At 63.8% G+C, this 25,813-nt stretch carries 20 protein-coding genes and 1 pseudogene; 12 read left to right on the top strand and 9 right to left on the bottom strand.

Annotated elements, in window-relative coordinates; all coding sequences use genetic code 11:
• Window positions 1-8 precede the first annotated feature (8 nt).
• On the top strand, window positions 9-1,412 hold the full coding sequence (locus AB5Y64_RS13805) for a peptidoglycan DD-metalloendopeptidase family protein (protein ID WP_043153520.1): 1,404 nt from the start codon (window positions 9-11) through the stop codon (window positions 1,410-1,412).
• A gap of 206 nt (window positions 1,413-1,618) precedes the next feature.
• Here AB5Y64_RS13805 and AB5Y64_RS13800 read toward each other — a convergent pair whose 3' ends face one another.
• The gene (locus AB5Y64_RS13800) at window positions 1,619-2,269 is read right to left on the bottom strand and encodes a Qnr family pentapeptide repeat protein (RefSeq protein ID WP_041212172.1); all 651 of its coding nucleotides are present in this window, start codon (window positions 2,267-2,269) and stop codon (window positions 1,619-1,621) included.
• Between the two features lie 89 nt (window positions 2,270-2,358).
• Here AB5Y64_RS13800 and AB5Y64_RS13795 point away from each other — a divergent pair, with 89 nt between their 5' ends.
• Together AB5Y64_RS13795 and AB5Y64_RS13790 are read left to right on the top strand one after the other, a co-directional pair.
• Window positions 2,359-3,366 carry a substrate-binding domain-containing protein gene (locus AB5Y64_RS13795; protein ID WP_039039499.1) on the top strand — a complete coding sequence of 336 codons (1,008 nt, stop codon included), beginning with the start codon at window positions 2,359-2,361 and terminating at the stop codon, window positions 3,364-3,366.
• Between the two features lie 110 nt (window positions 3,367-3,476).
• On the top strand, window positions 3,477-3,866 hold the full coding sequence (locus tag AB5Y64_RS13790; RefSeq protein ID WP_103244080.1) for a nuclear transport factor 2 family protein: 390 nt from the start codon (window positions 3,477-3,479) through the stop codon (window positions 3,864-3,866).
• Window positions 3,867-3,921: 55 nt separating this feature from the next.
• On the opposite strand, the gene AB5Y64_RS13785 is transcribed toward AB5Y64_RS13790, so the two are convergent.
• The 4 genes from AB5Y64_RS13785 to AB5Y64_RS13770 form a co-directional block, all read right to left on the bottom strand.
• Window positions 3,922-4,614 (bottom strand): AraC family transcriptional regulator, encoded by a 693-nt coding sequence (locus AB5Y64_RS13785; RefSeq protein ID WP_103244079.1) that lies wholly within the window; start codon window positions 4,612-4,614, stop codon window positions 3,922-3,924.
• A gap of 138 nt (window positions 4,615-4,752) precedes the next feature.
• Window positions 4,753-5,394, bottom strand: a complete 642-nt coding sequence (locus AB5Y64_RS13780) for a bifunctional 4-hydroxy-2-oxoglutarate aldolase/2-dehydro-3-deoxy-phosphogluconate aldolase (RefSeq protein WP_039039502.1) — start codon at window positions 5,392-5,394, stop codon at window positions 4,753-4,755.
• Between the two features lie 9 nt (window positions 5,395-5,403).
• The gene (gene edd / locus AB5Y64_RS13775; protein WP_180907125.1) at window positions 5,404-7,200 is read right to left on the bottom strand and encodes a phosphogluconate dehydratase; all 1,797 of its coding nucleotides are present in this window, start codon (window positions 7,198-7,200) and stop codon (window positions 5,404-5,406) included.
• A gap of 60 nt (window positions 7,201-7,260) precedes the next feature.
• Window positions 7,261-7,770, bottom strand: a complete 510-nt coding sequence (locus tag AB5Y64_RS13770) for a gluconokinase (protein ID WP_039039504.1) — start codon at window positions 7,768-7,770, stop codon at window positions 7,261-7,263.
• Between the two features lie 153 nt (window positions 7,771-7,923).
• On the opposite strand from AB5Y64_RS13770, the pseudogene AB5Y64_RS13765 reads away from it, so the two are divergent.
• From AB5Y64_RS13765 to AB5Y64_RS13750, 4 genes and pseudogenes are all read left to right on the top strand, one after another.
• A pseudogene (locus AB5Y64_RS13765) lies at window positions 7,924-9,296 on the top strand (GntP family permease).
• Window positions 9,297-9,448: 152 nt separating this feature from the next.
• The gene (pssA, locus tag AB5Y64_RS13760) at window positions 9,449-10,798 is read left to right on the top strand and encodes a CDP-diacylglycerol--serine O-phosphatidyltransferase (RefSeq protein WP_042015252.1); all 1,350 of its coding nucleotides are present in this window, start codon (window positions 9,449-9,451) and stop codon (window positions 10,796-10,798) included.
• A 176-nt stretch (window positions 10,799-10,974) separates the two neighbouring features.
• On the top strand, window positions 10,975-13,044 hold the full coding sequence (gene recG, locus AB5Y64_RS13755; protein WP_010672534.1) for an ATP-dependent DNA helicase RecG: 2,070 nt from the start codon (window positions 10,975-10,977) through the stop codon (window positions 13,042-13,044).
• A 254-nt stretch (window positions 13,045-13,298) separates the two neighbouring features.
• Complete coding sequence (locus AB5Y64_RS13750; RefSeq protein ID WP_043153532.1) at window positions 13,299-15,365, top strand: AsmA-like C-terminal region-containing protein; 2,067 nt, start codon at window positions 13,299-13,301, stop codon at window positions 15,363-15,365.
• A gap of 46 nt (window positions 15,366-15,411) precedes the next feature.
• On the opposite strand, the gene AB5Y64_RS13745 is transcribed toward AB5Y64_RS13750, so the two are convergent.
• A complete protein-coding gene (locus AB5Y64_RS13745; protein WP_010672532.1) occupies window positions 15,412-16,320 on the bottom strand; it encodes a bifunctional GNAT family N-acetyltransferase/hotdog fold thioesterase in 909 nt (302 codons plus the stop codon).
• A 173-nt stretch (window positions 16,321-16,493) separates the two neighbouring features.
• On the opposite strand from AB5Y64_RS13745, the gene AB5Y64_RS13740 reads away from it, so the two are divergent.
• Window positions 16,494-17,174, top strand: coding sequence for a spermidine synthase (locus AB5Y64_RS13740; RefSeq protein WP_182955805.1), 681 nt, complete (start codon window positions 16,494-16,496; stop codon window positions 17,172-17,174).
• A 65-nt stretch (window positions 17,175-17,239) separates the two neighbouring features.
• On the opposite strand, the gene dtd is transcribed toward AB5Y64_RS13740, so the two are convergent.
• From dtd to typA, 3 genes are all read right to left on the bottom strand, one after another.
• Complete coding sequence (gene dtd, locus AB5Y64_RS13735; protein ID WP_039039510.1) at window positions 17,240-17,677, bottom strand: D-aminoacyl-tRNA deacylase; 438 nt, start codon at window positions 17,675-17,677, stop codon at window positions 17,240-17,242.
• A gap of 126 nt (window positions 17,678-17,803) precedes the next feature.
• Window positions 17,804-18,676, bottom strand: coding sequence for a virulence factor BrkB family protein (locus AB5Y64_RS13730; RefSeq protein WP_039039511.1), 873 nt, complete (start codon window positions 18,674-18,676; stop codon window positions 17,804-17,806).
• Window positions 18,677-18,853: 177 nt separating this feature from the next.
• A complete protein-coding gene (gene typA / locus AB5Y64_RS13725) occupies window positions 18,854-20,665 on the bottom strand; it encodes a translational GTPase TypA (protein ID WP_043153538.1) in 1,812 nt (603 codons plus the stop codon).
• 350 nt (window positions 20,666-21,015) lie between these two features.
• On the opposite strand from typA, the gene glnA reads away from it, so the two are divergent.
• The 4 genes from glnA to glnG all read left to right on the top strand — a co-directional run bounded on the left by glnA (window position 21,016) and on the right by glnG (window position 25,756).
• Complete coding sequence (glnA, locus tag AB5Y64_RS13720; RefSeq protein ID WP_010672526.1) at window positions 21,016-22,425, top strand: glutamate--ammonia ligase; 1,410 nt, start codon at window positions 21,016-21,018, stop codon at window positions 22,423-22,425.
• Window positions 22,426-22,616: 191 nt separating this feature from the next.
• On the top strand, window positions 22,617-23,186 hold the full coding sequence (locus AB5Y64_RS13715; protein ID WP_010672525.1) for a DUF4124 domain-containing protein: 570 nt from the start codon (window positions 22,617-22,619) through the stop codon (window positions 23,184-23,186).
• A gap of 86 nt (window positions 23,187-23,272) precedes the next feature.
• Window positions 23,273-24,328: a nitrogen regulation protein NR(II) gene (gene glnL, locus AB5Y64_RS13710; protein ID WP_010672524.1), complete on the top strand. Its 1,056-nt coding sequence runs from the start codon at window positions 23,273-23,275 to the stop codon at window positions 24,326-24,328.
• Window positions 24,329-24,337: 9 nt separating this feature from the next.
• Window positions 24,338-25,756 carry a nitrogen regulation protein NR(I) gene (gene glnG / locus AB5Y64_RS13705; protein ID WP_010672523.1) on the top strand — a complete coding sequence of 473 codons (1,419 nt, stop codon included), beginning with the start codon at window positions 24,338-24,340 and terminating at the stop codon, window positions 25,754-25,756.
• Window positions 25,757-25,813: the final 57 nt, after the last annotated feature.

The raw sequence follows: 25,813 nt of genomic DNA, 5'->3' as shown, positions 1-25,813 counted from the left end.
CCTGCCCCATGCGGGGATGCGAAATTATTTCACAGAAAACCAGTCGCGTCGGCCTGTTGGTCGGCGCGCTGTTTTTTTGCCTGATCGGCGGTACCGGCACAGCCCGGGCTGCGAACCAGCAGCTGGGGGCCATGCAGTCCCAGATCAAGGAACAGCAACAGACCCTCAAGCTCAGCAAGCAGGAGCTTGCCAAGCTCAACACCCAGCTCAAGGCTGACGAGCAGGCCATTTCGGCTGCCGCCGCCAAACTCGAGCAGACCAGACAGCAACTCCGGCAGAACCAGCAGAAGCTGGCGTCCCTGCAGCAGGACAAGCTGGCACTGGAGCAACAAGCCAAACACCAGAAGCAGTTGCTGGCCAAGCAGGCGGAAAGCGCCTTCCAGGCGGGCAACCACGATTACCTCAAACTGCTGCTCAACCAGCAGGATCCGGCCAAGCTGAGCCGCGCCCTCGACTATTTCGATTACCTCAACAAGGCCCGTATCGAGGCCATTGAAGCCCTGCGCGCCACCCGTGACAAGCTGGCCAAGAACCAGCAGGCCACCAGGGAGACCGAGAACCGCCTCCAGACCCTGCTCGGCGAGCAGCAGGAGCATCACCAGAGCCTGCTGGCCAGCCAGCAGAGCCGTGCCAAGGTGCGCAACCAGTTGCAGCAATCGGTGCAGGCCGACGAGCAGAAGCTCGACAAGCTGGTCAAGGCGGAGAAGGCGCTCAAGGCGCGGCTGGAAGAGCTGCGTCGCCAGCAGGAAGAAAAGGAACGCCGCGAACGGGCAGAGCGGGAGCGCCTCGCCAAGATCAAGGCCGAGCAGGAGCGCCAGCGCCGTCTGGAGGCCCAGCGCCTGGCAGCCGAACAGAAACGCATCGAGGAGCAGCAGCGGATCGCGGCCCAGCAGCGCCAGGTCGGCGAACAGCAGCGGCTGGCGGCCCAGCAGCAGCGCGTCGCCGAACAGCAGGCCAAGGTGGCGCAGCAGCAAGCTGCCGCCCGCAACAGCGCCAAGGCGAGCAGCAACGGCTACGGCGGTCTGAGCACGGGTGGCAACCTGCGCTGGCCGGTGCAGGGCCCCATCCTCATCTCCTACGGCTCGCCGCGTACCGCCGAGCTGAAGTGGAAGGGCACCCTGATCGGCGCCAGCGAAGGGACCCAGGTCAAGGCGGTGGCTCCGGGCCAGGTGGTCTACGCCGACTGGCTCGACGGCTTCGGCATGCTGCTGGTCATCGACCACGGCAAGGGTTACATGAGCCTCTACGGCCACAACCAGTCGCTGCTGCGCCAGGTGGGACAAAAGGTGGAGCAGGGTGAGCCCGTGGCCCTGGTCGGCGACAGCGGCGGACAGGAGCGCTCCGGCCTCTACTTCGAGATCCGCTATCAGGGCGAGGCCATCAACCCGACCAAGTGGCTGGCCAGACGCTAAGCCCGCCTTGGCGGTGCCCGATCGGAGTCCGCTACCTCATCCCCAGCCCTTCTCCCGCGAGGGGAGCAGGGAGCAAAAGACAGCAACACCGCGTCGTTTACCACTTCACCTGACAAAAAGTCTGCATCGCGCAGGCTTTTTACTTGGCAGGGGAGGCACCACACCGCCCGCCCCGATGATGAAAACTTACCTCTTTTCCATCCCGCTCAGGGGAAGACCACCAGCCCGATCTGCTCCAGTAGCCCCTGCTGCTGATCTTCATTGATCTGCACCCCGGCGAGGTTGACCCGGCGCAGATCCAGGCCGGGCAGATCGCACTGGCGCAGATCGCAGCCTTGCAGGTTGAAGCTGGTCCAGTCGATTTGCCCGAACTCGGAGCCGCTGAGATCCGAGCCCGCCAGGGAGGCGCCCAGCAGGTTGGCCCCCTGCCAGCGGTTGCCGGCAAGCTCGCACCGCTCCAGCAGGCAGCTTTCGAAGTTGGCGTAGCTGAAGTTGTTGCCGGTGAGGTGGGCTTCGCAGAAGTAGCTTTTGGCGGTGATCCGGTTGGCGAAGCTGGCATGGGCGAAGTTGATCCCCATGGCCTGGCAGTCGCGCATCTCCAGCCCAAGACACTGGCTGCGGCCGAAGTCCGCCAGGGTGAGATCGCAGCGCAGGAAGCTCGCCTCCCTCAGATCGCAGCCCTGAAACAGGCATCCCAGCTCCCGTTCCCTGTCATAGAAGCTGCAGTCGACGAAGCGGCTCTCCCCGAGATCGAGCCAGGAGAAGTGACAGCCGATGAAGCGGCACCCCTGGAACTGCTCCCCCTCCACCTCCTGCTGCTCGAAGTGGACCCCCTCGAAACACCTGCCCTTGATCATCCCCTGCCCCCTGTTGATGGCGTCATATGCTGACATTGCCGTGCAAAAACGGTAATGTTACGTGTAACATTTTTTTGCCGGATCCCCAGATGAACGACACCCGCAAGCGCCGCCCTACCCTGCAGGACATTGCCGACCTGACCGGTGTCACCAAGATGACCGTCAGCCGCTACCTGCGCGACCCGTCCGCCGTGGCCGAAGGGACCCGCGAGCGCATCGCCGCCGCGGTGGAGGAGCTCGGCTACATCCCGAACCGGGCGCCGGACATGCTGTCGAACGCCACCAGCAAGGCGATCGGCATCCTGATCCCCTCCCTCTCCAACCAGGTCTTCTCAGCGGTGATCCACGGCATCGAGGCGGTGACCCGGCCCGCCGGCTACCAGACCCTGCTCGCCCACTACGGCTACAGCCCGGAGCGGGAGGAGGAGCAGGTCGCCTCGCTCCTCTCCTACAACGTGGACGGGCTCATCCTCTCGGACACCCAGCACACCGAGCGCACCCGCAAGATGATCGCCACCGCCGGCATCCCGGTGGTGGAGACCATGGATCTGCCCCTCTCCCCCATCGACATGGTGGTGGGCATGGATCACCGGGCCGCCGCCCGGGCCATGGTAACAGAGATGCTGCGCCGGGGACGGCGCAAGGTGATCTACCTCGGCGCCCGGCTCGACGTGCGCACCCAGCTGCGAATGGAAGGCTACTACCAGGCGATGGCCGATTTCGGTCTGACCGGCCAGCACCTGCTGACGGAGCAATCCTCCAGCTTCACCCTGGGGGGAGAGCTGCTGGCCCAGGCCATGGCGCGCTTCCCCGATCTCGACGGCCTGTTCTGCACCAACGACGACCTCGCAGTGGGGGCCCTGCTGCAATGCCAGGCCAGGTGGATCCCGGTGCCCCAGCAGGTGGCCATCGCCGGCAGCAACGCCCTCGACATCGGCCACGCCATGACCCCCAAGCTCGCCAGCATCGTCACCCCCCGCGAGACCATAGGTCGCGAAGCCGCCATCATGCTGCTGGCCCGCCTCGGCGGCCAGCCGCTGGCGACCAGGTGCAAGGACATCGGCTTCTCCCTCTATGAGGGGGAAAGCCTCGGCTGATCCCCGTCCATCATGGCGCGTTCGACCGCCATGATGGCGCCTTCTCCCCTCTCCCCTCGCCGCCCCCTGGCCTATGCTGGCTCTTCCATCCACCCTGTCAGGAGCAGACCATGCACCACACCGAACGATTGAAAGCCTGCCTGCAGCGCGTCATCTGCGATCCCGCCTTCCCCCTGTCGGAGCTCGACGCCTGGTTCACCCCCGACTACTGCCAGGAGGTGAACGGCGAGCGGCTCGACTACCCGGCGTTTCACCAGCACATCGCCACACTGCGCCGCCATCTGGCCGGTGCGAGCATCGAGTTTGTCGCCACCCTGGCGCAGGGGGAGCGGGTGCACTCGACCCATGTGGTACGGGCCACCCGCCAGGACGGCGGCACCCTGGTCTACAAGGTGAGCGGCCTCTTCACCTTTCGCGGCGATCGGATCTGCCACACCGACGAGGTGACCTGTCTGCTGGCAGGCAGCAAGGAGGATGCGGATATCGGCTCGCGGCGCTGACTGCCGGCAACCCGCAGACACCGCCATGGCGGGAAGGAAGGCAGACGACGGGCCCTCAGGCCGCCGGTTCGCGCCGAGCAAGGCGCTGGAGGGCGCGGGACAAGGCGCCGGGATCTTCGTAGCCGAGCCGATCGGCGATCTGGGCCAGCGTTAGCCCCCGGTGCTGCAACTGGCGCGCCCGTCCCAGCACCACCTGCTCCCGCCACTGGCGAAAGCTGCACCCCAGCTGCTGGAGGAAGAGCCGGTTGAGGGTGCGCACCGAGGCGCCGCAATCTGCTGCCAGCGCCGTCAGCGTCAGATGGATGGCGGGTGCCTGGCACACCCTGTCCAGCACCCGCAGCAGGCGCGGGTCCAGCTCCCCGGTGAGGGGAATGCGCGCCGCGAGCGGGTCGGCGCGCTCCAGCTCCTGGCCAAGCACCGTCAGATAGGCCCCCTTCACCTCCCCCTCGGCCAGCTCGGGCAGGCGGGCGAAGAGGCCCGCCAGCAGCGTGCTGGCCTGCAGGGGGCCGAAGGCGGTGCGGGCCGACGTCGGCACATAGAGGAGGGAGAGCCGGGAGCGGCGCAGCACGCGAAACTCGTGCTCCCACCCCGCCGGAATAAAGCAGATCTGGCCCGCCACCAGCAGTTCTCCCTCCCCTCGCCCCGTGATGATGCCGCCCCCGTCGTGCAGATAGCAGTATTGGGCATGGGGGTGGCAGTGCAGCGCGGTGAAGTGCCCTTGCGGGTAGGATGGATGCAGACAGGACATGAAGGCTCCAGGGGAGAGGGGCGGCCCCCGACCTTAAGCCAGGGCGAGGCCGGAAGCAAACGGCCCACCCCCTCCGGGGGCGGAAAAACAGCAGGCCACCCGGGGGTGGCCTGTTTAATTTTTCTAAACGATATTTGCTTATCGTTTAACCAATTCAACCGCTTCCCGGGAGAGGCGGGTCACCTCCTCCCAGTTGCCGCTCTTGACGGCGTCTGCCGGCAGCATCCAGGAGCCGCCGACGGTGGCCACACATTTCAGCGCCAGGTAGTCGGCCACGTTTTTCGGGCCGATGCCGCCGGTGGGGCAGAATTTCACCTGGGGCAGGGGCGCCGCGATGGCGGAGAGTGCCTTGGTGCCGCCGTTCGCCTCGGCCGGGAAAAATTTGAGGTGGTCGTAGCCTGCTTCCAGCGCCTGCATCACCTCGGACGGGGTGGCCACGCCCGGGATCAGCGGCGCCGTGCTCTTGGCCGCGTGGGCCAGCAGGGCCGGGGTCATGCCCGGGGAGATGACGAAGCGGGCACCGGCAGCGACGGCGGCATCAAACTGCGCGCAGTTGAGCACGGTACCGGCACCGACCATGGCATCCGGCATCGCCTTGGCGATGAGGGCGATGGCGTCCAGCGCCACCGGGGTGCGCAGGGTGATCTCGAACACCGAGATGCCACCATCCAGCAGGGCCTTGGCCATGGGCAGGGCCTGCTCCAGGTCGTTGATGACCATCACGGGTACCAGGGGGGAGGCAGCAAACACCTCGGCAGGGGTCACTTTCCAGTTCTGCATAGCTCTTCCTTAGTCAAAGATGGTGGCGCCGCACTCGGCGCTCGATACCGCGCGACGCATCACGCTGAACAGTTCACGGCCCCACCCCTCTTGTTCCAGGGTGAGGTCGATCTCGGCCTGGGTACGGCCGCTCAAATCGGTCAGGCAGTCGAGGCGGCCTGACTCGGCATCCACCCGCAGCAGGTCGCCATTGGCGAGCAGGCCGATGGCCCCGCCGTGCAGGGCTTCCGGGGTGACGTGGATGGCGGCCGGGATCTTGCCGGAGGCGCCGGAGAGGCGGCCATCGGTGACCAGGGCCACCTTGTGACCCGCCTTCTGCAGGTTGCCAAGCACCGGCATCAGCTTGTGCAGCTCCGGCATGCCGTTGGCGGCCGGGCCGTTGTGGCGCACCACGATGACGGCGTCCTGGTTCAACTCACCGGCCTTGTAGGCCGCCTCCACCGCATGCTGGGAGGAGAAGACCCGGGCCGGGGCCTCGATGACCCGATACTCGGGCGCGACGGCGGAAACCTTGACCACGGCGCGGCCCAGGTTGCCCGCCAGCAGCTTGGTGCCGCCGGTGGCCTGGAACTCGCTGCCAGAGGGGGAGAGCACGCTCGGATCCCCGCTCTCGCCCACCGGTTGCCACACCAGCTTGCCATCCACCAGTGCCGGACGGCTGAGGTAGTCCTGCATCTCGCCGAAGACCGGGGTGGCATCCATGTGGATCAGCCCTTCTTCGGCCAGACGACGCATCAGGCCGGGCACGCCCCCCGCCTGCTCGAAGGCGTTGACGTCCGCCGGGCCGTTCGGGTACATGCGCACCAGGAGCGGCACCACGTCGGAGAGATCGCTCAGGTCGTCCCAGGTCAGCTCCAGCCCGGCGGCACGGGCCAGCGCCACCATGTGGATGCTGTGGTTGGTGCTGCCGCCGGAGGCGAGCAGGGCCACCAGGCCGTTGACCAGGGCGCGCTCGTCGATCACCGCACTCAGGGGGCGATAGGCGGGGGAGCCCGGGATCATGGCGCTGATGCGGCGGGCCGCTTCCTCGGTGAGGGCGTGGCGCAGCTCGCTGTGCGGATGCACGAAGGCGGAGCCCGGCAGCATCAGGCCCATGGCTTCGAACACCAGCTGGTTGGTGTTGGCGGTGCCGTAGAAGGTGCAGGTGCCCGCCGCGTGGTAGGCGCCGCACTCCATCTTGAGCAGGGCGTCGCGGCCCACTTCACCGGCAGCGTACTGCTGGCGCACCTTCACCTTCTCGTCGTTGCTGATGCCGCTCGCCATGGGGCCGGCAGGCACGAAGGCGGTGGGCAGGTGGGCGTGGGAAAGCGCCCCCATGATCTGGCCCGGGGCAATCTTGTCGCAGATGCCGAGCAGCAGGGTGGCGTCGAAGGTGTTGTGGGAGAGGGAGACCGCGGTGGCCTGGGCGATGAGGTCCCGGGAGAAGAGGGACATGTCCATCCCCGGCTGACCCTGGGTCACGCCGTCGCACATGGCGGGCACGCCGCCGGCGACCTGGGCGCTGTGGCCGAGCTCCGCCAGGGCGCCCTTGATGATGTCCGGGTAGCCCTGATAGGGCTGATGGGCACTCAGCATGTCGTTGTAGGCGGTGACGATGGCCACGTTGGCGCGGGTCATGTCGAGGATCCGCCCCTTCTCGTCACAGCTCGAGGCGGCCACGGCGTGGGCCAGGTTGCCACAGGAGAGGGAGGCGCGGGTCTTGCCCTGATCAGCCTGGCGCTGGATGCGGGCCAGGAAGCGGGCACGGCGGGCGGTGCTGCGCTCGCGGATGCGGTTGGTCACCTGGGTGATCACGGGATGGGTCATAGCTTTCTCTCCAACTCTATATACGGGCGCGGTCGGCTGCAGCCGGGCGCGCGACATGGCTCATTGCGCCTGCGTCAGCGCGGTGACGGCACGGTCGACCACCTGTTCGAAGGTCCCGTCGATATCGATGCGAAACACGCCGGGCTCGCCATCCGGTCGCTCCAGGGTATCAAACTGGCTTTGTACCATGGCTTCGCGCATGAAGTGGCCCTGCCGTGCCCGCATCCGTTCGAGAATGAGGGACTGGCTGCCATCCAGAAACAGGAAACTCACCGAGTCGTTGCCCTCGCGGATCTGGTCGCGGTACTGCTTCTTGAGGGCCGAGCAGACGATGACGCCGAGCTCGTTCTTGCGCTCCAGGCTGTAGGCCGCATCGCGGATCCGCTCCAGCCAGGGGGCCCTGTCTTCATCGTTGAGCGGGTTGCCCGCCGCCATCTTCTGGATGTTCGCGCGAGGGTGCAGATCATCGCCGTCGATGAACTTGGCCCCCAGGGCATTGGCCACCTTGAGGCCGATGCTGGACTTGCCGCTGCCACACACACCCATCACGATAATGCACTTGCCCGCCATTATTTGACCTCTCTCTCACTTTTCAAAAAACGTTCGCCTGATGGGTTCTAAGCTACCACGTTACCGGTAACATGTTACCGGTAACGTTTCGCAATGTGAAGTGCAGCACAGAAATGTGCAGAACAACAACTAGAACCATTTGAGGACAATTTTATGGACGGAGCAATGAACACACCCGATGTCGCCTATCTGCTCTCGGTAGCGGGCGGAGCCATTGTCATGTTGCTGGTGCTGATCATGCGATTCAAGGTACATGCCTTCGTGGCATTGACCCTGGTCAGCATGCTGACGGCCCTGGCCACCGGGGTCACCTATGACCAGGTGATCCCCACCATGCTGACCGGTTTCGGCGGCACCCTGGCCTCGGTCGCGCTGCTGGTCGGCCTCGGCGCCATGATAGGCCGGATCCTGGAGATGACGGGGGCGCCAAGGTACTGGCCGATACCCTGATCAACCGCTTCGGCTCCCACCGCGCCCCCTTCGCGCTGGGTGTGGCCTCCCTGCTGTTCGGCTTCCCGATCTTCTTCGACGCCGGTCTCATCGTCATGCTGCCCATCATCTTCAGCGTGGCGAAGCAGTTCGGCGGCTCCGTCCTCAAGTATGCCCTGCCCTCCGCCGGCGCCTTCGCGGTGATGCACGCCTTCCTGCCGCCCCACCCGGGCCCGGTGGCCGCCAGCGAGCTGCTGGGTGCCAACATCGGTCTGCTCACCGTCGTGGGCCTGCTGGTCGCGCTGCCCACCTGGTATCTGGGTGCTTACCTGTTCGGGCTCTGGTCCGGCAAGAAGTTTGAGTTGCCCCTGCCCCCGAGCTTCACCGCCAGTGCCGAGCAGCTCTCCGACAAGGCGCCGAGCTTCGGCCAGGTGATCTCCATCCTGCTGCTGCCGCTGGTGCTCATCTTCATGGATACCGGCCTCAATACCCTGGGCGTCATGGGCGTCATCGACAAGGGTGCGGACTGGGTCAACGTGCTGCGCATGGTCGGCAAGACCCCGGTCGCCCTGCTCATCACTGTGCTGTACGCCCTCTGGATGTTCCGCCAGAGCCAGGGCAAGGTGCAGCTCGAGAAGTTCTGCAACGACGCCCTGGCCCCGGTCTGCGCCGTCATCCTGGTCACCGGTGCCGGCGGCATGTTCGGCGGCGTATTGCGGGCGAGCGGCATCGGCACCGCGCTGGCCGACGTGCTCTCCGATACCGGCATGCCGGTGATCCTCGCAGCCTTCCTGGTGTCCGCCGCGCTGCGGGTTGCCCAGGGTTCCGCCACCGTGGCCCTGACCACCACCGCCGCCCTGATGGCGCCGACCGTGGCCGCCACCACCGGCCTGAGCGAGCTGGACCTGACCTTCATCGTCATCGCCATCGCCGGGGGCGCCACCGTGCTCTCCCACTTCAATGACTCCGGCTTCTGGCTGGTCAGCCGCTTCCTCAACATGGACGAGAAGACCACCCTCAAGACCTGGACCGTGATGGAGACCCTGCTCGGCACCATCGCCTTCCTCATCGTGGCCACGGCCAGCGCCATCCTCTGACGGAAACACATCGGGGCCGCATCCGTCGGCCCCGATGTGATATTGCACCGACTTTTTACGGATTCTTGCTTGGGCCCATCGCCACAGATTGCTAGAATTGCCTATTCTTCGCCCCGAGTGGAACGCTTCATCCCGTGATTTCAGGCTTCTCTATGCATTCATCGGCACATTATCGACAGTTGCTGACCCGCTTACCCCAGATCGCGGTCGCCGCGGATCAGTTCCAGATACTCAGCAGCGCCAAAGACTTCAAGAGCCGGATCCTGTCGCTCATCGCCCATGCGACCCAGCGCATCTATCTGATCGCGCTCTATCTGCAGGATGACGAGGCGGGACGGGAGATCCTCTCCGCCCTCTATGCCGCCAAGCAGCGCAATCCCTCTCTCGACATCAAGGTGTTCGTCGACTTCCACCGCGCCCAGCGCGGCCTGATCGGCAAGGGCAAGCAGGGGGGCAACCACCTGATGTACCAGGCCATGGCCGCCAGCCACCAACACCAGATCGAGATCTACGGCGTGCCGGTCAAGGGCCGCGAGCTGCTCGGGGTGCTGCACCTCAAGGGCTTCATCTTCGACGACACCCTGCTTTACTCCGGCGCCAGCCTCAACGACATCTACCTGCACCAGCAGGAGCGCTACCGCTTCGATCGCTATCACCAGATCCACAGCCCGGCACTGACCCGCAGCATGGTCAACTACGTGGATGACGTCTTCCTCGGCAGCGAGGCCGTCCAGCGGCTGGATCGCACCGGCATCCCCGGCGCCAAGCAGCTCAAGGGGCCGATCCGCCGCTTCAAGCAGCGTCTGCGCCTCTGCCAGTACCGCTTCGAGAGCATCAAGCCCAACGATCGGGAGATCGCCGTGACCCCCATGGTGGGCCTGGGCAAGCGGGGCAACCAGCTCAACCGGATGATCCGCAACCTGGTGCGGGCCACCGAGCGGGAGATCTTCATCTGCACCCCCTACTTCAACCCCCCCAAGGAGTTGAACAAGGACGTGGAGGCGCTGCTCAAACGCGGCTGCAAGGTGACCATCGTCGTGGGCGACAAGACCGCCAACGACTTCTTCATCCCCCCGGAGGAGAAGTTCTCCACCATCGGTGGTCTGCCCTATCTCTACGAGACCAACCTGCGCAAGTTTGCCGAGCGCAACCAGCACCACATCGACAACGGCCGGCTCAACCTCATGCTCTGGTGCTGCGAGAAGAACTCCTATCACCTCAAGGGGATCTTCGTGGATGAGGAGTGGGCCCTGCTCACCGGCAACAACCTCAATCCCCGAGCCTGGGCGCTGGATCTGGAGAACGGCCTGCTGGTACACGACCAGCACCATCACCTGCGCGAGCAGTTCAGTGCGGAGCGGGAGAACATCCTGGCCCACACCCGCCGCATCAGTCACTTCGACCAGATAGAGCAGATCAAGGATTACCCGGATCAGGTGCGCAAGCTGCTGGCCCGGATCCACAGGGTCAAGGCTCACCTCCTGCTCAAGCGCATCATCTGACCGCCAGGGCGCCCCGTCAGTGAAAAGGCCTGCCGTTTCCGGCAGGCCTTTTTCATGGATGACCCTCCCCCCGCTCCCTTGCCCACCAGCCCGGAACGGCACAACGCGGCTTGCATCGAGGCCGCAACAACCCCTATCATCTGGACATATTTACAGTGTTTTCGGGCATCTAATTGATGAAATTGGATAAAATCTCCCTCGACAGCCTCAAGGGTGTCGGCAGCAAGATGCTGGAGAAACTCGAGCGGCTGGGGCTGGCCACGGTACAGGACCTGCTGTTCCACCTCCCCCTGCGCTACGAGGACCGCACCCAGGTGTGGCCCATCGGCGATCTGCCGCCCGGCCTGCACGGTGCCGTCGAGGGCGAGATCCAGGACACCCAGCTGGTGATGGGGCGCCGCCGCATGCTGGTGTGCCGTATCAGCGACGGCACCGGCAGCCTGACCCTGCGCTTCTTCAATTTCACCGCTGCCCAGAAAAACAGCCTGGCCCAGGGCCGCCTTATCCGCTGCTTTGGCGAGACACGTCCCGGCAAGTACGGCCTGGAGATGGCCCACCCCGAGTACAAGCTGCTCGGCGAGGAGCAGGCCGGCCAGACCGAAGAGGCCCTCACCCCCGTCTACCCCACCACAGAGGGGCTGCGCCAGCTCACCCTGCGCAGCCTCACGGATCAGGCCCTGGCCCAGCTCGACCTCTACGGGGTCGAGGAGCTGCTGCCTGCCGGCCTCTATCCCCAGCAGATCGATCTTGCCGCCGCCCTGAAGCTGCTGCACCGCCCGCCTCCCTCGGTGGCGCTGGCCCTGCTCGAGAGCGGCCAGCACCCGGCACAGCAGCGGCTCGTACTGGAAGAGCTGCTGGCCCACAACCTCTCGGTCTTGAAGGTGCGGGCCCAGGCACAGACCCAGCTGGCCCGAGCCCTCAAGCCCGCTCCCGAGCTGGTCCGGCAGCTGCTCGGCGCCCTGCCGTTCACCCCCACCGGTGCCCAGAGCCGTGTGGTGGCGGAGATAGCCAGGGATCTGCAACAGAGCCACCCCATGATGCGCCTGGTCCAGGGGGACGTGGGCTCAGGTAAAACGCTGGTCGCTGCACTGGCCGCCCTGCAGGCCATCGGCAACGGCTGCCAGGTGGGGCTGATGGCCCCGACCGAGCTGCTGGCCGAACAGCACGCCATCAACTTCGCCAGGTGGCTGGAACCGCTCGGCATCAAGGTCGGCTGGCTGGCGGGCAAGCAGAAGGGCAAGGCGCGGGAAGAGGCGCTAGCCGCCATCGCGGACGGCAGCGTCAAGATGGTGGTGGGCACCCACGCCATCTTCCAGGAGCAGGTGGTGTTCCAGCGCCTCGCCCTGGTCATCATCGATGAACAGCACAGGTTCGGGGTGCATCAGCGCCTCGCCCTGCGGGAAAAAGGAGAGCGGGAAGGGGTGCATCCCCACCAGCTCATCATGACCGCCACCCCCATCCCCCGCACCCTGGCGATGACCGCCTATGCGGACCTCGACACCTCCATCATCGACGAGCTGCCGCCGGGCCGCACTCCCATTACCACGGTCGCCCTGCCGGACAGTCGCCGCCAGGACGTGATCGAGCGGGTGAGGCTCGCCTGCGAGGAGGGCAAGCAGGCCTACTGGGTCTGCACCCTGATCGAGGAGTCGGAGGTGCTGGAGTGCCAGGCCGCCGAAGACACCGCCGCCGAGCTGCAAACCCTGCTGCCCGGCCTGCACATCGGCCTGGTACACGGCCGGATGCGCCCTGTCGAGAAACAACGGGTGATGGAGGAGTTCAAGGCGGGCATACTGCAACTGCTGGTCGCCACCACCGTCATCGAGGTGGGGGTGGATGTGCCCAATGCCAGCCTGATGATCATCGAAAACCCGGAGCGACTGGGGCTGGCCCAGTTGCACCAGCTGCGCGGCCGGGTCGGGCGGGGGTCGGTGGCCTCTCACTGCGTGCTGCTCTATCATGCCCCCTTGTCCAAGACCGCCCAGAGCCGCCTCGGGGTACTGCGGGAGACCAATGACGGCTTTCTCATCGCCCAGCGGGATCTGGAACTGCGCGGCCCAGGCGAGCTGCTCGGTACCCGCCAGACCGGCCTGGCCGATCTCAAGATCGCCGATCTGGTGCGCGACCAGCCGCTCATCCCTCAGGTGCAGAAGATGGCGCGCTTCCTGATGGACAAACACCCGGCGCATGTCGAGCCTCTGATCCGCCGCTGGCTGGGCCTGCGAGACCACTACTCCAATGCTTGACCAAGGCAGATGCAGAAGAGGGTCACCTTGCCTGATGGATAAACACCCGAGCCATGTCGAGCCCCTGATCCGCCGCTGGCTGGGCCTGCGAGACCACTACTCCAATGCTTGACCAGGGCAGATGCAGAAGAGGGTCACCTTGCCTGATGGATAAACACCCGAGCCGTGTCGAACCCTTGATACGATGCTGGCTCGGTCTACGGGATCACTACTCGAATGCCTGACCAAGCAACAGAAACAGGAGGAAAGCACTGATGAATTCCTGGCTGCGCGGCCTGCTCTACACCTTTGCCTTCCTGCTGCTCTTTGTCTGGGTCGGTCTCGGCCTGTTCGATGCCGAGCGCGCCAAAGGCCCCATCGCCAACTGGCTCAGCCAGCAGACCGGGGTGCCCGTCACCATAGGCCGACTGGTGTTCAATCCGCTGCACCCCTACACCCTGCTGGCGGAGCAGGTGCGCTATGGGGATGCGGTACAGCTGGAAAAACTCTATCTGGAGATCGAGCACATCGACTGGTTGAACCGGGATGTGCGCATCGCCCACCTGGACCTCATCCGTCCCGTCATCAAGCTGCCGCTCCCCAACCAGTTGCCAAGCCTGCCGGTTCACTCCCTCACCATCAGCGACAGCACCATCGACAACCTGAGCCTGCAGAGCGAGGCCCTGACCCTGCGCGGCCTCAGTGCGTCCCTGAGTGACTGGGAACTGATCGACCCGAGACGCCAGCCCCAGGCCAACCTCACCCTGGGCATCAACCAGCTGGAGACCCCCATGTTCACCCTGGCCCGTCTCAGCCTCAAGGGGCGGCTGGAGGGGCAGGTGCTCAGCACCGACAGACTGACCACCAACCTGTTCGACGGCCTGCTCGAGACCGGCATGGTGCTGAACTGGCCAGAGCGCAGCCTGCAACTGCACGATCTCAAGGCCCGCGCCATGCGCCTCGAGCTTGGTGACATACCCCCTGGCGAGTTCCCCCTGCGCCGCATCACCCTGGACAGGGGTCAGCTTGCCCAGGTGAGCATCAATGCCATCGATCAGGAGCTCTCCCTCAACAACTTCAACGGCCAGCTCACCGCCTTCGACTGGCAGACGGGCAGCCAGCCCAGCGGCTATCTGGCGGGCACCCTGGGCGACATGGGCCGCGGCCTGTTCCAGCTTGAGGCCGTCGAGGGCAAGCTCGCCTTCTCCCCCCGGCAGCTGGATGCCGAGCTGCGGGGCAAGGCATACGAAGGGGAGTTCAACGTCGAGCTGGCCCTCGACACCCAGCAGCAGAAGCTCGTCCTGAAGGATCTGGCCCTGAGCGGCATGGACATCAGCTTGCCCCAGGGGTGGTGGCAGGATTGGCAGGGCTGGCGCCCGCAACAGATCGACATCCGCAAACTGGCCTTCGACAAGCTCAAGGTGCTCTCTTTCGACGACACCCTGCCCCTCTCCCTGACCGGCTGGCAACTCTACCTGAACGATCTCGCCCTGTGGGGCAACCAGCCAGGCCCCCTGCTGGGGCGTGCCCGCATCGAGAGCAAGTGGTTCGAGCTGGTGTGGGACGGTCTCAGTGCTCGCAACGGCACCCTGGATGGCGAGCTGACCCCCAGCTCCTGGCAGCTCAACACCCTCGCCACCTCCCTGCCCGACGAGGGCTCCCTCAACCTGAGCGGCCAGTGGGGCAGAACGCCCGGGCAGGAGAGCCGCCTGCAGTTGCAGGGCAAGCAGCTGGATCTGGAGCAGTGGGGCAAGCTGCTGCACTCCCCCGTCTCCTTCGCGGGCAAGGTGGATCTGGCGGCAGATCTGCAGGCCGACCTCAACGGGCAACCCGGCGAGCAGACGGCCAACTGGCGCCGGACCCTTCAGGGCAGCCTGAGCCTGGAGAGCAAGGATCCCTTCTGGGACAAGGTCGGCATCGACCCCCTGCTGGATGACTGGTTCAGGGAGCAGACCCCCCCCGATCTGACACCGCAGACGCTGTGGCAGGCGATGCAACGCGGAGACACCCCCTTCTATCAGATCAGGCTGGATGCCAGGGCGGAGCAGGGCAAGGTACGGATCGAGCAAGGTGGCGCCTCCACCATCACCCACCTGCTGGCGCTGCAAGGGGGTGTCGACCTGGCCGCAGACCAGTGGCAGCTCGACCTCGGGGTCCTGAACAAGGGACGCTGCGCCGAGCTGCTCGCCCGCTGGCGCGGCCCCCTCAATGCGCCCGACCTGGGCTGGAGTTTCCCCACGGGACAGGACGCCTGTGGCTGGGAGGCGGGTGTGCGCTACCCCGCCCAGGGACGAAGCGGCCCGCTCTGGCGCCCCCGGCCCCCGGCCCCTGCCGCCCAATAACGAACAAGGCCTCGCGAAGAGGCCTTGTTGCTGTGAACACCAGGGATCAGCGTGCGCCGCGCTTGATGGGCAGTACCACATACTGACCGACAAACTCCACCGCCAGCTTGCGGCCGCTGAACAGCTGCACCCGCAGGCTGAACTTGGCGGATTCTCCGCCCCTCAGCGGCTCGAGCACGGCGGGCATGCCCTCCCGGGCCACCCGCGCCTCCGGCTCTTCGCTCACCGGCCGGTAATACTTGATGTTGCCCTCGGCCAGCACGGTATCGCCTCCCAGCCCTGCCTCCTTGAGCTGCAACCAGATGAGACCCCAGCCCGCCAGCACGCACTGGCTGTAAATGCTGCCGGCGAACATGGTGTCGTGGACGTTGAGATTGGCCGCCAGGTTGGCCTTGAGGTGGAAGGTCTGGCCATCGTAGTGGGTGATGTGCACCCCCATCTTCTCGCTGATGGGAATGCCCCGCGACCAGCGGGTGGTGAGATCCTGGCACCACTCCGGACGGTACTGGATGGTCTGCATGGGACTCAGGGACTTGATCATCTGGCGGTGAGGGATGCGGCCGAAAGAGACGGGGCCTTCCCCTACCTCGAGGAAGCCGCAGCGGCGATAGAACTCCACCGCCTCCTGGCGGGCGTTCATCACCAGCCGTTTCACCTTCTCGTCGCGGGCAAGCTGTTCGAGATCCTCCACCATGCGGGCGCCCAGCCCCTGGCCGCGAAATTCGGGTCGCAGCGCCATAAAGCGGATCTGGGCTTCATCGCCGCCCACAAAGAGGCGACCCACGGCGATGGGCGTTCCGTCGGGTGAGAGCATCAGCCGGTGAATGGCGACGGTATCGTACTCGTCACGCTCGGAGCCAAGGGGCAGATTGAAGGGTTTGCGCAGTAGTTCCCAGCGCAACTGATAGTAAGCATCCAGCTCCGCTGGTGTTTCTGGGGTGACTACCCGGTACATAAAGCGATCCTTGAGTGTGCGCCGACTGGCAGATGGAAGGACTGACGCAACCATTTCTCCCGGCGCAGCCTGTAGTAGGTATCCAGCTCGGCTGCCGTTTGGGGGGGGACCACCCGGTACATAACAACATCCTTGAGTTACACTGGTCGAAAGCCATCTTGCCGTGCAAATTCATGGACTTCAATCTGCAAGCGTACCAAGCCGATCACTTATTGCACCTCAGTGCCAAACCCGAACGCCGCGTTTCGGTGCTTGAAAATGCCCGTCATCGCTGGCTGGAAATGGACGGCGTGGTGCAATCCGCCATGAGCCTCCACCAGCCGGCCCGCCTCTGTCTGCCTCATCAACGGAGCATCGCGGAGCAGTTGCCAAAGCAGGCAAGCAGGATCCTGGAGCTGGGGCTGGGCGGAGGGGATCTCACCCGTCACCTGGCGGCACGCTGGCCCGATGCCCACCACGACTGCGTGGATCTGGATGCCGAGATCCTCACCCTGTTCCAGCAATTCTTTCTCCCCTCGTCAGGGGGCTCGCCTCGGCTGCATCACGCCGATGCGCTGCACTTCCTGCACCAGAGCCAGGAGAGCTACGATCTGGTGCTGCTGGATTTGTTCAGCCAGGACGGCAACCCCCTGCTGCTGTTCCAGGCCCCGCTCTATCAGGCGCTGGCCAGCCGCCTGAGCGGCACCCTCATCATCAATCTGCTGCCCCGCACCCTGCTCGAACAGGCACAGGCTCTGCGATTGGCAGAGGAGTGGATAGGCCCGACCCGCGTCCACGACGTGCCCGGCTACCGCAACGTCATCCTGCACGCGACCCGTCAGCATGGCCAGGGCGGGCGAGCACCGGCAGGGTGAAGAACCTGCGAAGTGTGCAGGCATCGCGTCCTGCCCTCCGGTGAGGCCCGCCCTGCCTGCCACCCTTATACCTGCAGCCAGAAGGTAACGGGGCCGTCGTTGAGCAGCCTGACCTTCATGTCGGCGGCGAAGCGGCCGGTTTCGGTCGGCACACCGCTCTCCCTGGCGCGAGCCACGAAGTACTCATAGAGTCGCTCGGCATCTGCGGGATGGGCGCCACCGGAGAAGCTGGGTCTCATCCCCTTGCCGGTATCCGCCGCCAGGGTGAACTGGGAGACCACCAGCAGGCTGCCACCCACCTGGCTCACGTTGAGGTTCATCTTGCCGTTCTCGTCAGAGAAGATGCGATAGCCGCTCACCTTGTGCAGCAGCTTGTCCGCCTTGGCCTCGTCATCCCCCTGCTCCACCCCGAGCAGCACCAGCAACCCCTGGCCGATGGCCCCGGTCACCTCTCCCTCTACCGTTACGCTGGCCTCGCTGACCCGCTGAATCAGTGCAATCACATCCCTCTCCTCTCAAAACAGCACGACCGCCCATCCTGCGGGATGAGCGGTCGTCGATGCTACCAATAAATGCCCTGCCCGGGCCAACCCCTTTGTGTCGGGATCCGGTGTGATGGCCGGCCGGCGTCAGGCCAGTTCCTCTGCACCGGGCTTCTCGTACTCCCCGAGGCAGGCGGTGGTCTCGGCCCCCAGCAACACCACCAGCCAGCTCAGATACACCCAGACGAACAGGATGGGAATGGTCGCCAGGGCGCCATAGATGGCCTGGTAGGAGGGGAAGTTGGTGATGTAGATGGCAAAGCCGCGCTTGGCCAGCTCGAACAGGGTGGCCGCCACCAGGGCACCGATGAAGGCGTGGGTCAGCCGCACGCGGCAGTTGGGCACCACGGTATAGATCAGCAGGAAGGTGAGCACGGAGAAGAGGAACGGCAGGCTGCGCAGCAGCAGATAGCCGATACCGAACAGGCTGTCAGCCGCGAACAACCTGAGCGAGAGAATGTAGGAGGAGATGGCGATGCTGGCACCGATGAGCACGGGGCCCAGGGTCAGGATCATCCAGTACATGGCGAATGCCTGGGCCAAGGGCCGGCTTCGGGTGGACCGCCAGATGTAGTTGAGGTTCTTGTCGATGGCCGAGATGAGCATCAGGGCCACCACGATCAGGGCACCGATACCGACGGCCGTGGTGTTGGTGGCGTTGGCCACGAAACCGTCGATGTACTCCTTGAGCATCTCGCCGGCGGTGGGGACGAAGTTGTGATAGACGAACTGCTCCATCGCCTGCTTCAGGCTCTGGAACACCGGAAAGGCCGACATCATGCCGAACACCACGGCGATCATGGGCACCAGGGAGAGCAGGGTGACATAGGCCAGGTAACCGGCAGTCACCGTCAATCTGTCCTGCTGGAAGCGGCCCCAGACAAACTGGGCGAAGTGGGCACCATCGTGGCGCAAGAAGGAGAGTGCATGGGCCAGACGGCCGCGGATCTGCTGCTGCATCTTGTTTCTCGTAAGCGTGATCATGCAGACATTGTGTCAGATAGGGTGGTCATTTGGCCACCCGCAGACCGGCCGGATGCGCCTCCATCGAACTAAGGCCCCATGAGCCCTCATGTCGAGCCCATAAAAAAAGAGGCCATAAGGCCTCTCTTTGGTCTGTCGATGAACAGCTATCGATCAAGCACGACCGGCGCGCTTGCGATCCATCTCGGTCAGCAGTTTCTTGCGGATACGGATGGCCTTGGGGGTGATCTCGACCAGCTCGTCGTTGTCGATGAACTCGAGAGCCTGCTCCAGGGTCATGCGGATCGGCGGAGTCAGCACCTGGGCTTCGTCGGTACCGGAGGCACGCATGTTGGTCAGCTGCTTGCCTTTCAGGCAGTTGACGGTCAGGTCGTTGGAGCGGGAGTGGATCCCGATCACCTGGCCTTCGTACACTTCGGTCGCGTGACCGATGAACAGACGACCACGATCTTGCAGACCGAACAGGGCGAAGGTCAGGGCCTTGCCGGTGGCGTTGGAGATCAGCACGCCGTTCTGACGCTCACCGATGCTGCCACCCTTGTGCGGACCGTAGTGGTCGAAGGTGTGATACAGCAGACCGGTACCAGAGGTCATGGTCAGGAACTCGGTCTGGAAGCCGATCAGGCCACGGCTCGGGATGATGAAGTCCAGACGGACGCGACCCTTGCCATCCGGGGTCATGTTGGTCATCTCGCCTTTACGCAGGCCGAGCTGCTCCATCACGGAACCCTGATGCGCTTCTTCCACGTCCACAGTAACGGTTTCGAACGGTTCTTGCAGTTCGCCATCCACGGTACGCAGGATAACTTCCGGACGGGATACCGCCAGTTCGTAACCTTCGCGACGCATGTTTTCGATCAGGATGGAGAGGTGCAGTTCACCACGGCCGGAGACGCGGAACTTGTCCGGATCTTCGGTCTCTTCCACACGCAGGGCCACGTTGTGGACCAGTTCCTGGTTCAGACGCTCCAGAATGTTGCGGGAGGTGACGAACTTGCCTTCTTTACCGGCGAACGGCGAGGTGTTGACCTGGAAGGTCATGTTCACGGTCGGCTCGTCCACGGAGAGCGGCGGCAGGGCTTCGACGGCACTGTTGTCACAGATGGTGTCGGAGATCTTCAGCTCGCCCAGACCGGTGATGGCGATGATGTCGCCCGCTTGCGCGTCGGTCACTTCGGTACGGGACAGGCCCAGGTAGCCCAGCACCTGACCGACCTTGCCGGTACGCGGTTTGCCGTTGGCACTGACGATGGTGACCTGCTGGTTGGTCTTGACGCGACCACGAGTGATGCGGCCGATACCGATGACGCCCACGTAGGAGTTGTAGTCCAGCTGGGAGATTTGCATCTGGAAGGCACCGTCAACGTCGCCCTTCGGGGCTTCCACGTTGTCGACGATGGCCTGGAACAGGGGTTCCATGTTCTCGGACGGGACGTCCTGATCCAGGGTGGCCCAACCGTTCAGTGCAGAGGCGTAAACAACCTTGAAGTCCAGTTGCTCATCGGTGGCACCCAGGTTGTCGAACAGATCGAAGACCTGATCCATTACCCAGTCAGGACGAGCACCCGGACGGTCGATCTTGTTGATGACCACGATGGGCTTCAGACCCTGGGCGAACGCCTTCTGGGTCACGAAACGGGTCTGCGGCATCGGGCCGTCAACGGCGTCGACCAGCAGCAGCACGGAGTCAACCATGGAGAGTACGCGCTCAACTTCACCACCGAAGTCGGCGTGACCCGGGGTATCCACGATGTTGATGCGGTAGTCGTTCCAGCGGATCGCAGTGTTCTTGGCGAGAATGGTGATGCCACGTTCCCGTTCCAGATCATTGGAGTCCATGATCCGTTCCTGACCTTCGCTGGTGCGATCCAGAGTGCCGGATTGCTGCAGCAGCTTATCAACCAGAGTCGTTTTGCCGTGGTCAACGTGCGCAATAATCGCAATATTGCGTAAATTCTCTAACATTCTCGCCTCAAATCACCGGGTAAAATTGGGCGCTAATTGTACTCTCGCCTTTGTGATCTGCCTAGCAGAATTGCAACACATTCACACACAACAAAGGATCAGGATCATGGACCCCGCAGCAAAAGGCTGCTTAGATGGCCTGGATACGCTGGCGCACCATCTCGGTGCACCAAAACGATCCAAGGTTGCACCACTTTAATGCAGCAACCGGCATGAGAACGGGTTTCTCGACAGCCTGAAACGGTGCAAGTGCCCTGAAATCAAGCTGTCACAAACTTGGCACGATACTGGCTTATGTGAATGTGACGACGCATTCACCCAAAGAGTTTTAACACCGGAGGTTACTTAGCATGTCAGCCCAGAACGTTTTGGCCCTGATCCAGGAACACGAAGTCAAGTTTGTTGATCTGCGTTTTACCGACACCAAGGGTAAAGAGCAGCATGTATCCATCCCTTCCCACCAGGTTGACGAAGACTTCTTCGAAGACGGCAAGATGTTCGATGGTTCCTCCATCGGCGGCTGGAAGGGCATCAACGAGTCTGACATGGTGCTGATGCCGGACCCGGCTTCCGCCAAACTGGACCCGTTCACCGAAGAGACCACTCTGAACATCGTCTGTGACGTGCTTGAACCCGCCACCATGCAAGGCTATGACCGCGATCCGCGCTCCATCGCCAAGCGTGCCGAAGATTTCCTGAAGTCCAGCGGCATCGCTGACACCGTGCTGTTCGGGCCGGAGCCGGAATTCTTCATGTTCGACAATATCACCTTCTCCAACACCATGGGCCACAGCTTCGTGAAGATCGAATCCGAAGAAGCTGCCTGGAACTCCGGTACCGACTACGAGCACGGCAACAAGGGTCACCGTCCGTTCGTCAAGGGTGGTTACTTCCCGGTTGCCCCGGTTGACTCCTCCCAGGACATCCGTGCCGCCATGTGCCTGGTGCTGGAAGAGATGGGCCAGGTCGTCGAAGCTCACCACCACGAAGTGGCGACCGCCGGTCAGAACGAGATCGCAACCCGCTTCAACACCCTCACTCTGAAGGCTGACGAAGTACAGGTCCTGAAGTACGTGATCCACAACGTGGCCCACGCCTACAACAAGACCGTCACCTTCATGCCGAAACCCATGTTTGGCGACAACGGCTCCGGCATGCACTGCCACCAGTCCCTGGCCAAAGACGGCGTAAACCTGTTCGCAGGTGACCTGTATGGCGGTCTGTCCGAGATGGCGCTGCACTACATCGGCGGCATCATCAAGCACGCCAAGGCCATCAACGCCTTCGCCAACCCGACCACCAACTCCTACAAGCGTCTGGTGCCGGGCTATGAAGCACCGGTCATGCTGGCCTACTCCGCCCGCAACCGCTCTGCCTCCATCCGTATCCCGGTCGTGCCGAGCCCGAAAGCCCGCCGCATCGAAGTGCGCTTCCCGGATCCGGCAGCCAACCCGTACCTGGCCTTCGCTGCCCAGCTGATGGCCGGTCTGGACGGCATCATCAACAAGATCCATCCGGGCGATGCCATGGACAAGAACCTGTACGATCTGCCGCCGGAAGAAGCCGCTGAAGTGCCGACCGTTGCCGGTTCCCTGGACGAAGCGCTGTCCGCACTGGATGCAGACCGTGAGTTCCTGACCCGTGGTGGTGTGTTCAGCGATGACTTCATCAACTCCTACCTGGAACTGAAACAGCAGGATGTTGACCGCGTGCGCATGACCCCGCACCCGCTGGAGTTCGAGCTGTACTACTCCGTCTAATCCGCTTTCCCATGACAAACCCGCCATCTGGCGGGTTTTTTTCATTCTGGCAACGGAAATACCGCCAAACGGGCACGATCGTGCAGAAAGATGATCCCGTTCACGGAGCCGTACCACCCTCGGCTGTTCACACCCCGACCCCATGGTTTTTCTCTGATAGGATTAAGGTGAACCCCGTCAAGGAGAGATGGATGAACACTGTACCCTGGCTGCTGAGCCTCCTGCTGATGGCCTCCTGTTCCGCACAGGCCGCCCGCGTCTACTCCTGGGTCGATCCCCAGGGGGTGACCCACTACACCGATGCCCCCCCTCCCGGCAAGAGCGCAAAAGAGGTGGACCTGCGGGTCTCGCCGCTCATCGGCACAGCCCCCCACTCGGTCCAGGTGGACAACTTCAACAGCCTGACCGGTGTCGATGCCAGGAAAGCCCTGGAGGCCGCCCCTCTGGAGATCGACCTCATCTCTCCGGAACCGGGCAGCACATTGCGTGACAATACCGGCAACATCGTCTTCCAGGGCGAGATCTCTCCCCAGGTCCCGGTGCAATACGATGTGCGCCTGATCCTGAACGGCAAGGCGGTGCCCCTGGTTCACAACAGCCTGGCCATACGGGTGGAAAACCTCGATAGGGGCGCATACGAGGCACGGCTCGAGTTGCTCGCCAAAGACGGTACGATCCTTGCTAAATCTAAGCCAACCACCTTTTACCTGCACAGGGCGTCGGTGAATCAGGCTCCCAGAGCCGCCCCCAAGGCCAATTAGGGGTGATGTGACGCACCGATGCGGGTAAACTTGATGCACTATATTGGTGCATTCTAGGTGTACAGCACCGTTTTAGGGAGAAACCTGTGCCAACCCGCTCGGACAACGCCAAGACACTCTTGGACAATCTGCTGACCGCCGTCATTCTCATGGATGAACGTCTCTGCATTCAATTCGTCAACCCGGCGGCAGAACAGCTGCTTTCCCTCAGCGAACGACGACTGATCGGCATCGAACTGCCCCACCTGCTGGAACACATCTCTCTCGATCTGCAGCGTTTCAAACAGTGCCTCATTTCGGGGCAGGGCTTCACCGACAGCGAAGTCACCCTGGTGGTGGAGGGGGAGCCCAGGCTGGTGGAGATCAGCGTCAGCCCTATGGCCGATCATGAACAGCGACTGATGGTGGTAGAACTGCGCAAGATCGATCAGCAGAAGAAGATCAGCCAGGAGCTGCAGCAACACGCCCAGCAGCAGGCCGCCAAGGAGCTGGTGCGCGGCCTGGCGCACGAGATCAAGAACCCCCTGGGGGGATTGCGCGGCGCGGCCCAACTGCTGCAAAAGGAGTTGCCCGACCCGGCCTTGCGTGAATACACCGGCATCATCATCGAGCAGGCCGATCGCCTGCGGGTGCTGGTCGACAGGTTGCTCGGCCCCCAGCGTCCCGGCCGTCACCAGATGCACAACGTTCACTCCGTGCTGGAGCAGGTGCGCCGTCTGGTGGACCTGGAGCTGCCGCCGCAGATCCGCATCGAGCGGGACTACGACCCCAGCATCCCCGAATTCGAGATGGAATCGGACCAGCTGCAACAGGCGTTCCTGAACATAGTGCGCAACGCCGCCGAGGCCCTTGGGGATCAGGACGGCCTCATCCGCATCAAGACGCGCACCGCCTTCCAGATCACCATCCATGGCCAGCGCTATCGCCTGGCGGCCGAAATCAAGATCATCGACAACGGCCCCGGCATTCCCGACGCCATTCGCGACACCCTCTTCTACCCCATGATCACCGGCAAGGAAGGGGGAACGGGCCTGGGCCTCTCCATCGCCCAGAACCTGATCGATCAGCACAAGGGTCGCATCGACTGCATCAGCTGGCCGGGCCACACCGAATTCACCATTTATCTACCACTTCGCAAATAAGGGAACCTCATGACAGCAAAAGTGTGGATCGTCGATGACGACAGCTCCATCCGGTGGGTTCTGGAGCGCACCCTTGGCAGCGAAGGCTTCGAATGCGAAAGTTTCGCCGACGGCGAAGCCCTGCTGAGTTCACTGGAGATGCGCTCACCGGACGTGATCCTCTCGGATATCCGCATGCCGGGCATCGACGGCCTGAGCCTGCTGGAACAGATCCATCGCCGCCAGGCCGATCTACCCATCATCATCATGACGGCCCACTCGGACCTCGACAGCGCGGTCAACGCCTACCAGCGCGGAGCCTTCGAATACCTGCCCAAGCCGTTCGACATCGACGAGGCTGTCACCCTGGTACGCAGGGCCGAGAACCATCTCAAGGAGCAACGTACCAAGCGCAAGGCTCGCCAACAGGAAGCCACCACCACCCCGGAGATCATCGGCGAAGCCCCTGCCATGCAGGAGGTGTTCCGCGCCATCGGCCGGCTGTCGCGCTCCAGCATCTCGGTGCTCATCAACGGTCAAAGCGGTACCGGCAAGGAGCTGGTTGCCCATGCCCTGCACAAGCACAGCCCCCGGGCCCACAAGAACTTCATCGCCCTCAACATGGCGGCCATCCCGAAAGATCTCATCGAATCCGAGCTGTTCGGTCATGAGAAGGGGGCCTTCACCGGTGCCAACAACATTCGTCACGGCCGCTTCGAACAGGCCGACGGCGGCACCCTGTTTCTCGACGAAATAGGCGACATGCCGCTGGACGTGCAGACCCGGTTGCTGCGGGTACTGGCGGACGGGCAGTTCTACCGGGTTGGCGGCCACCAACCGGTGCAGGTGGATGTGCGGATCATTGCCGCCACCCACCAGAATCTGGAGAAGCGGGTCGCCGACGGCGAGTTTCGGGAAGACCTGTTCCACCGCCTCAACGTCATCCGCATCCATATTCCGGCCCTCAAGGAGCGCCGGGAGGACATCCCCCAGCTGGCCCAACACTTCCTGCTGCGAGCCGCCAAGGAGCTGAACGTGGAGGCCAAGAGCCTGCACCCGGATACCCAGACCTACATCAGCCGCCTCCCCTGGCCGGGCAACGTGCGCCAGCTGGAGAACGTCTGCCGCTGGCTGACGGTGATGGCCTCGGGCCAGGAGGTGCTGGTAGGCGATCTGCCCACCGAGCTGCTGACTCCCATCACCAGCACCGCCGAGCCGGGCCAGCCCGCCCTGACCGGTGGCTGGCAGCAGCAGTTGCAGGACTGGGTGGCCGCCAAGCTGGCCCTGGGGGAGACCGATATCCTGGCGGATGCCATGCCCCAGTTCGAACGGATCATGCTGGAGACGGCACTGGATCACACCCACGGTCACAAGCAGGAGGCTGCCCGCCTTCTCGGCTGGGGCCGCAATACCCTGACCCGCAAGCTCAAGGAGCTCGACATTCCCTGAGCCTGCGGGAAAAACGATTCCCATCACGCCTTGAGGGAAAGCCTGACCAATCACACC

Origin of the sequence: Aeromonas sp. R5-1 (genome assembly GCF_040908265.1) — a bacterium.
In the GTDB taxonomy this organism is placed as follows: Bacteria; Pseudomonadota; Gammaproteobacteria; order Enterobacterales; family Aeromonadaceae; genus Aeromonas; species Aeromonas caviae.
Note: the sequence above shows the minus strand (reverse complement) of the source record. Positions and strands in the feature narration are given on the sequence as shown.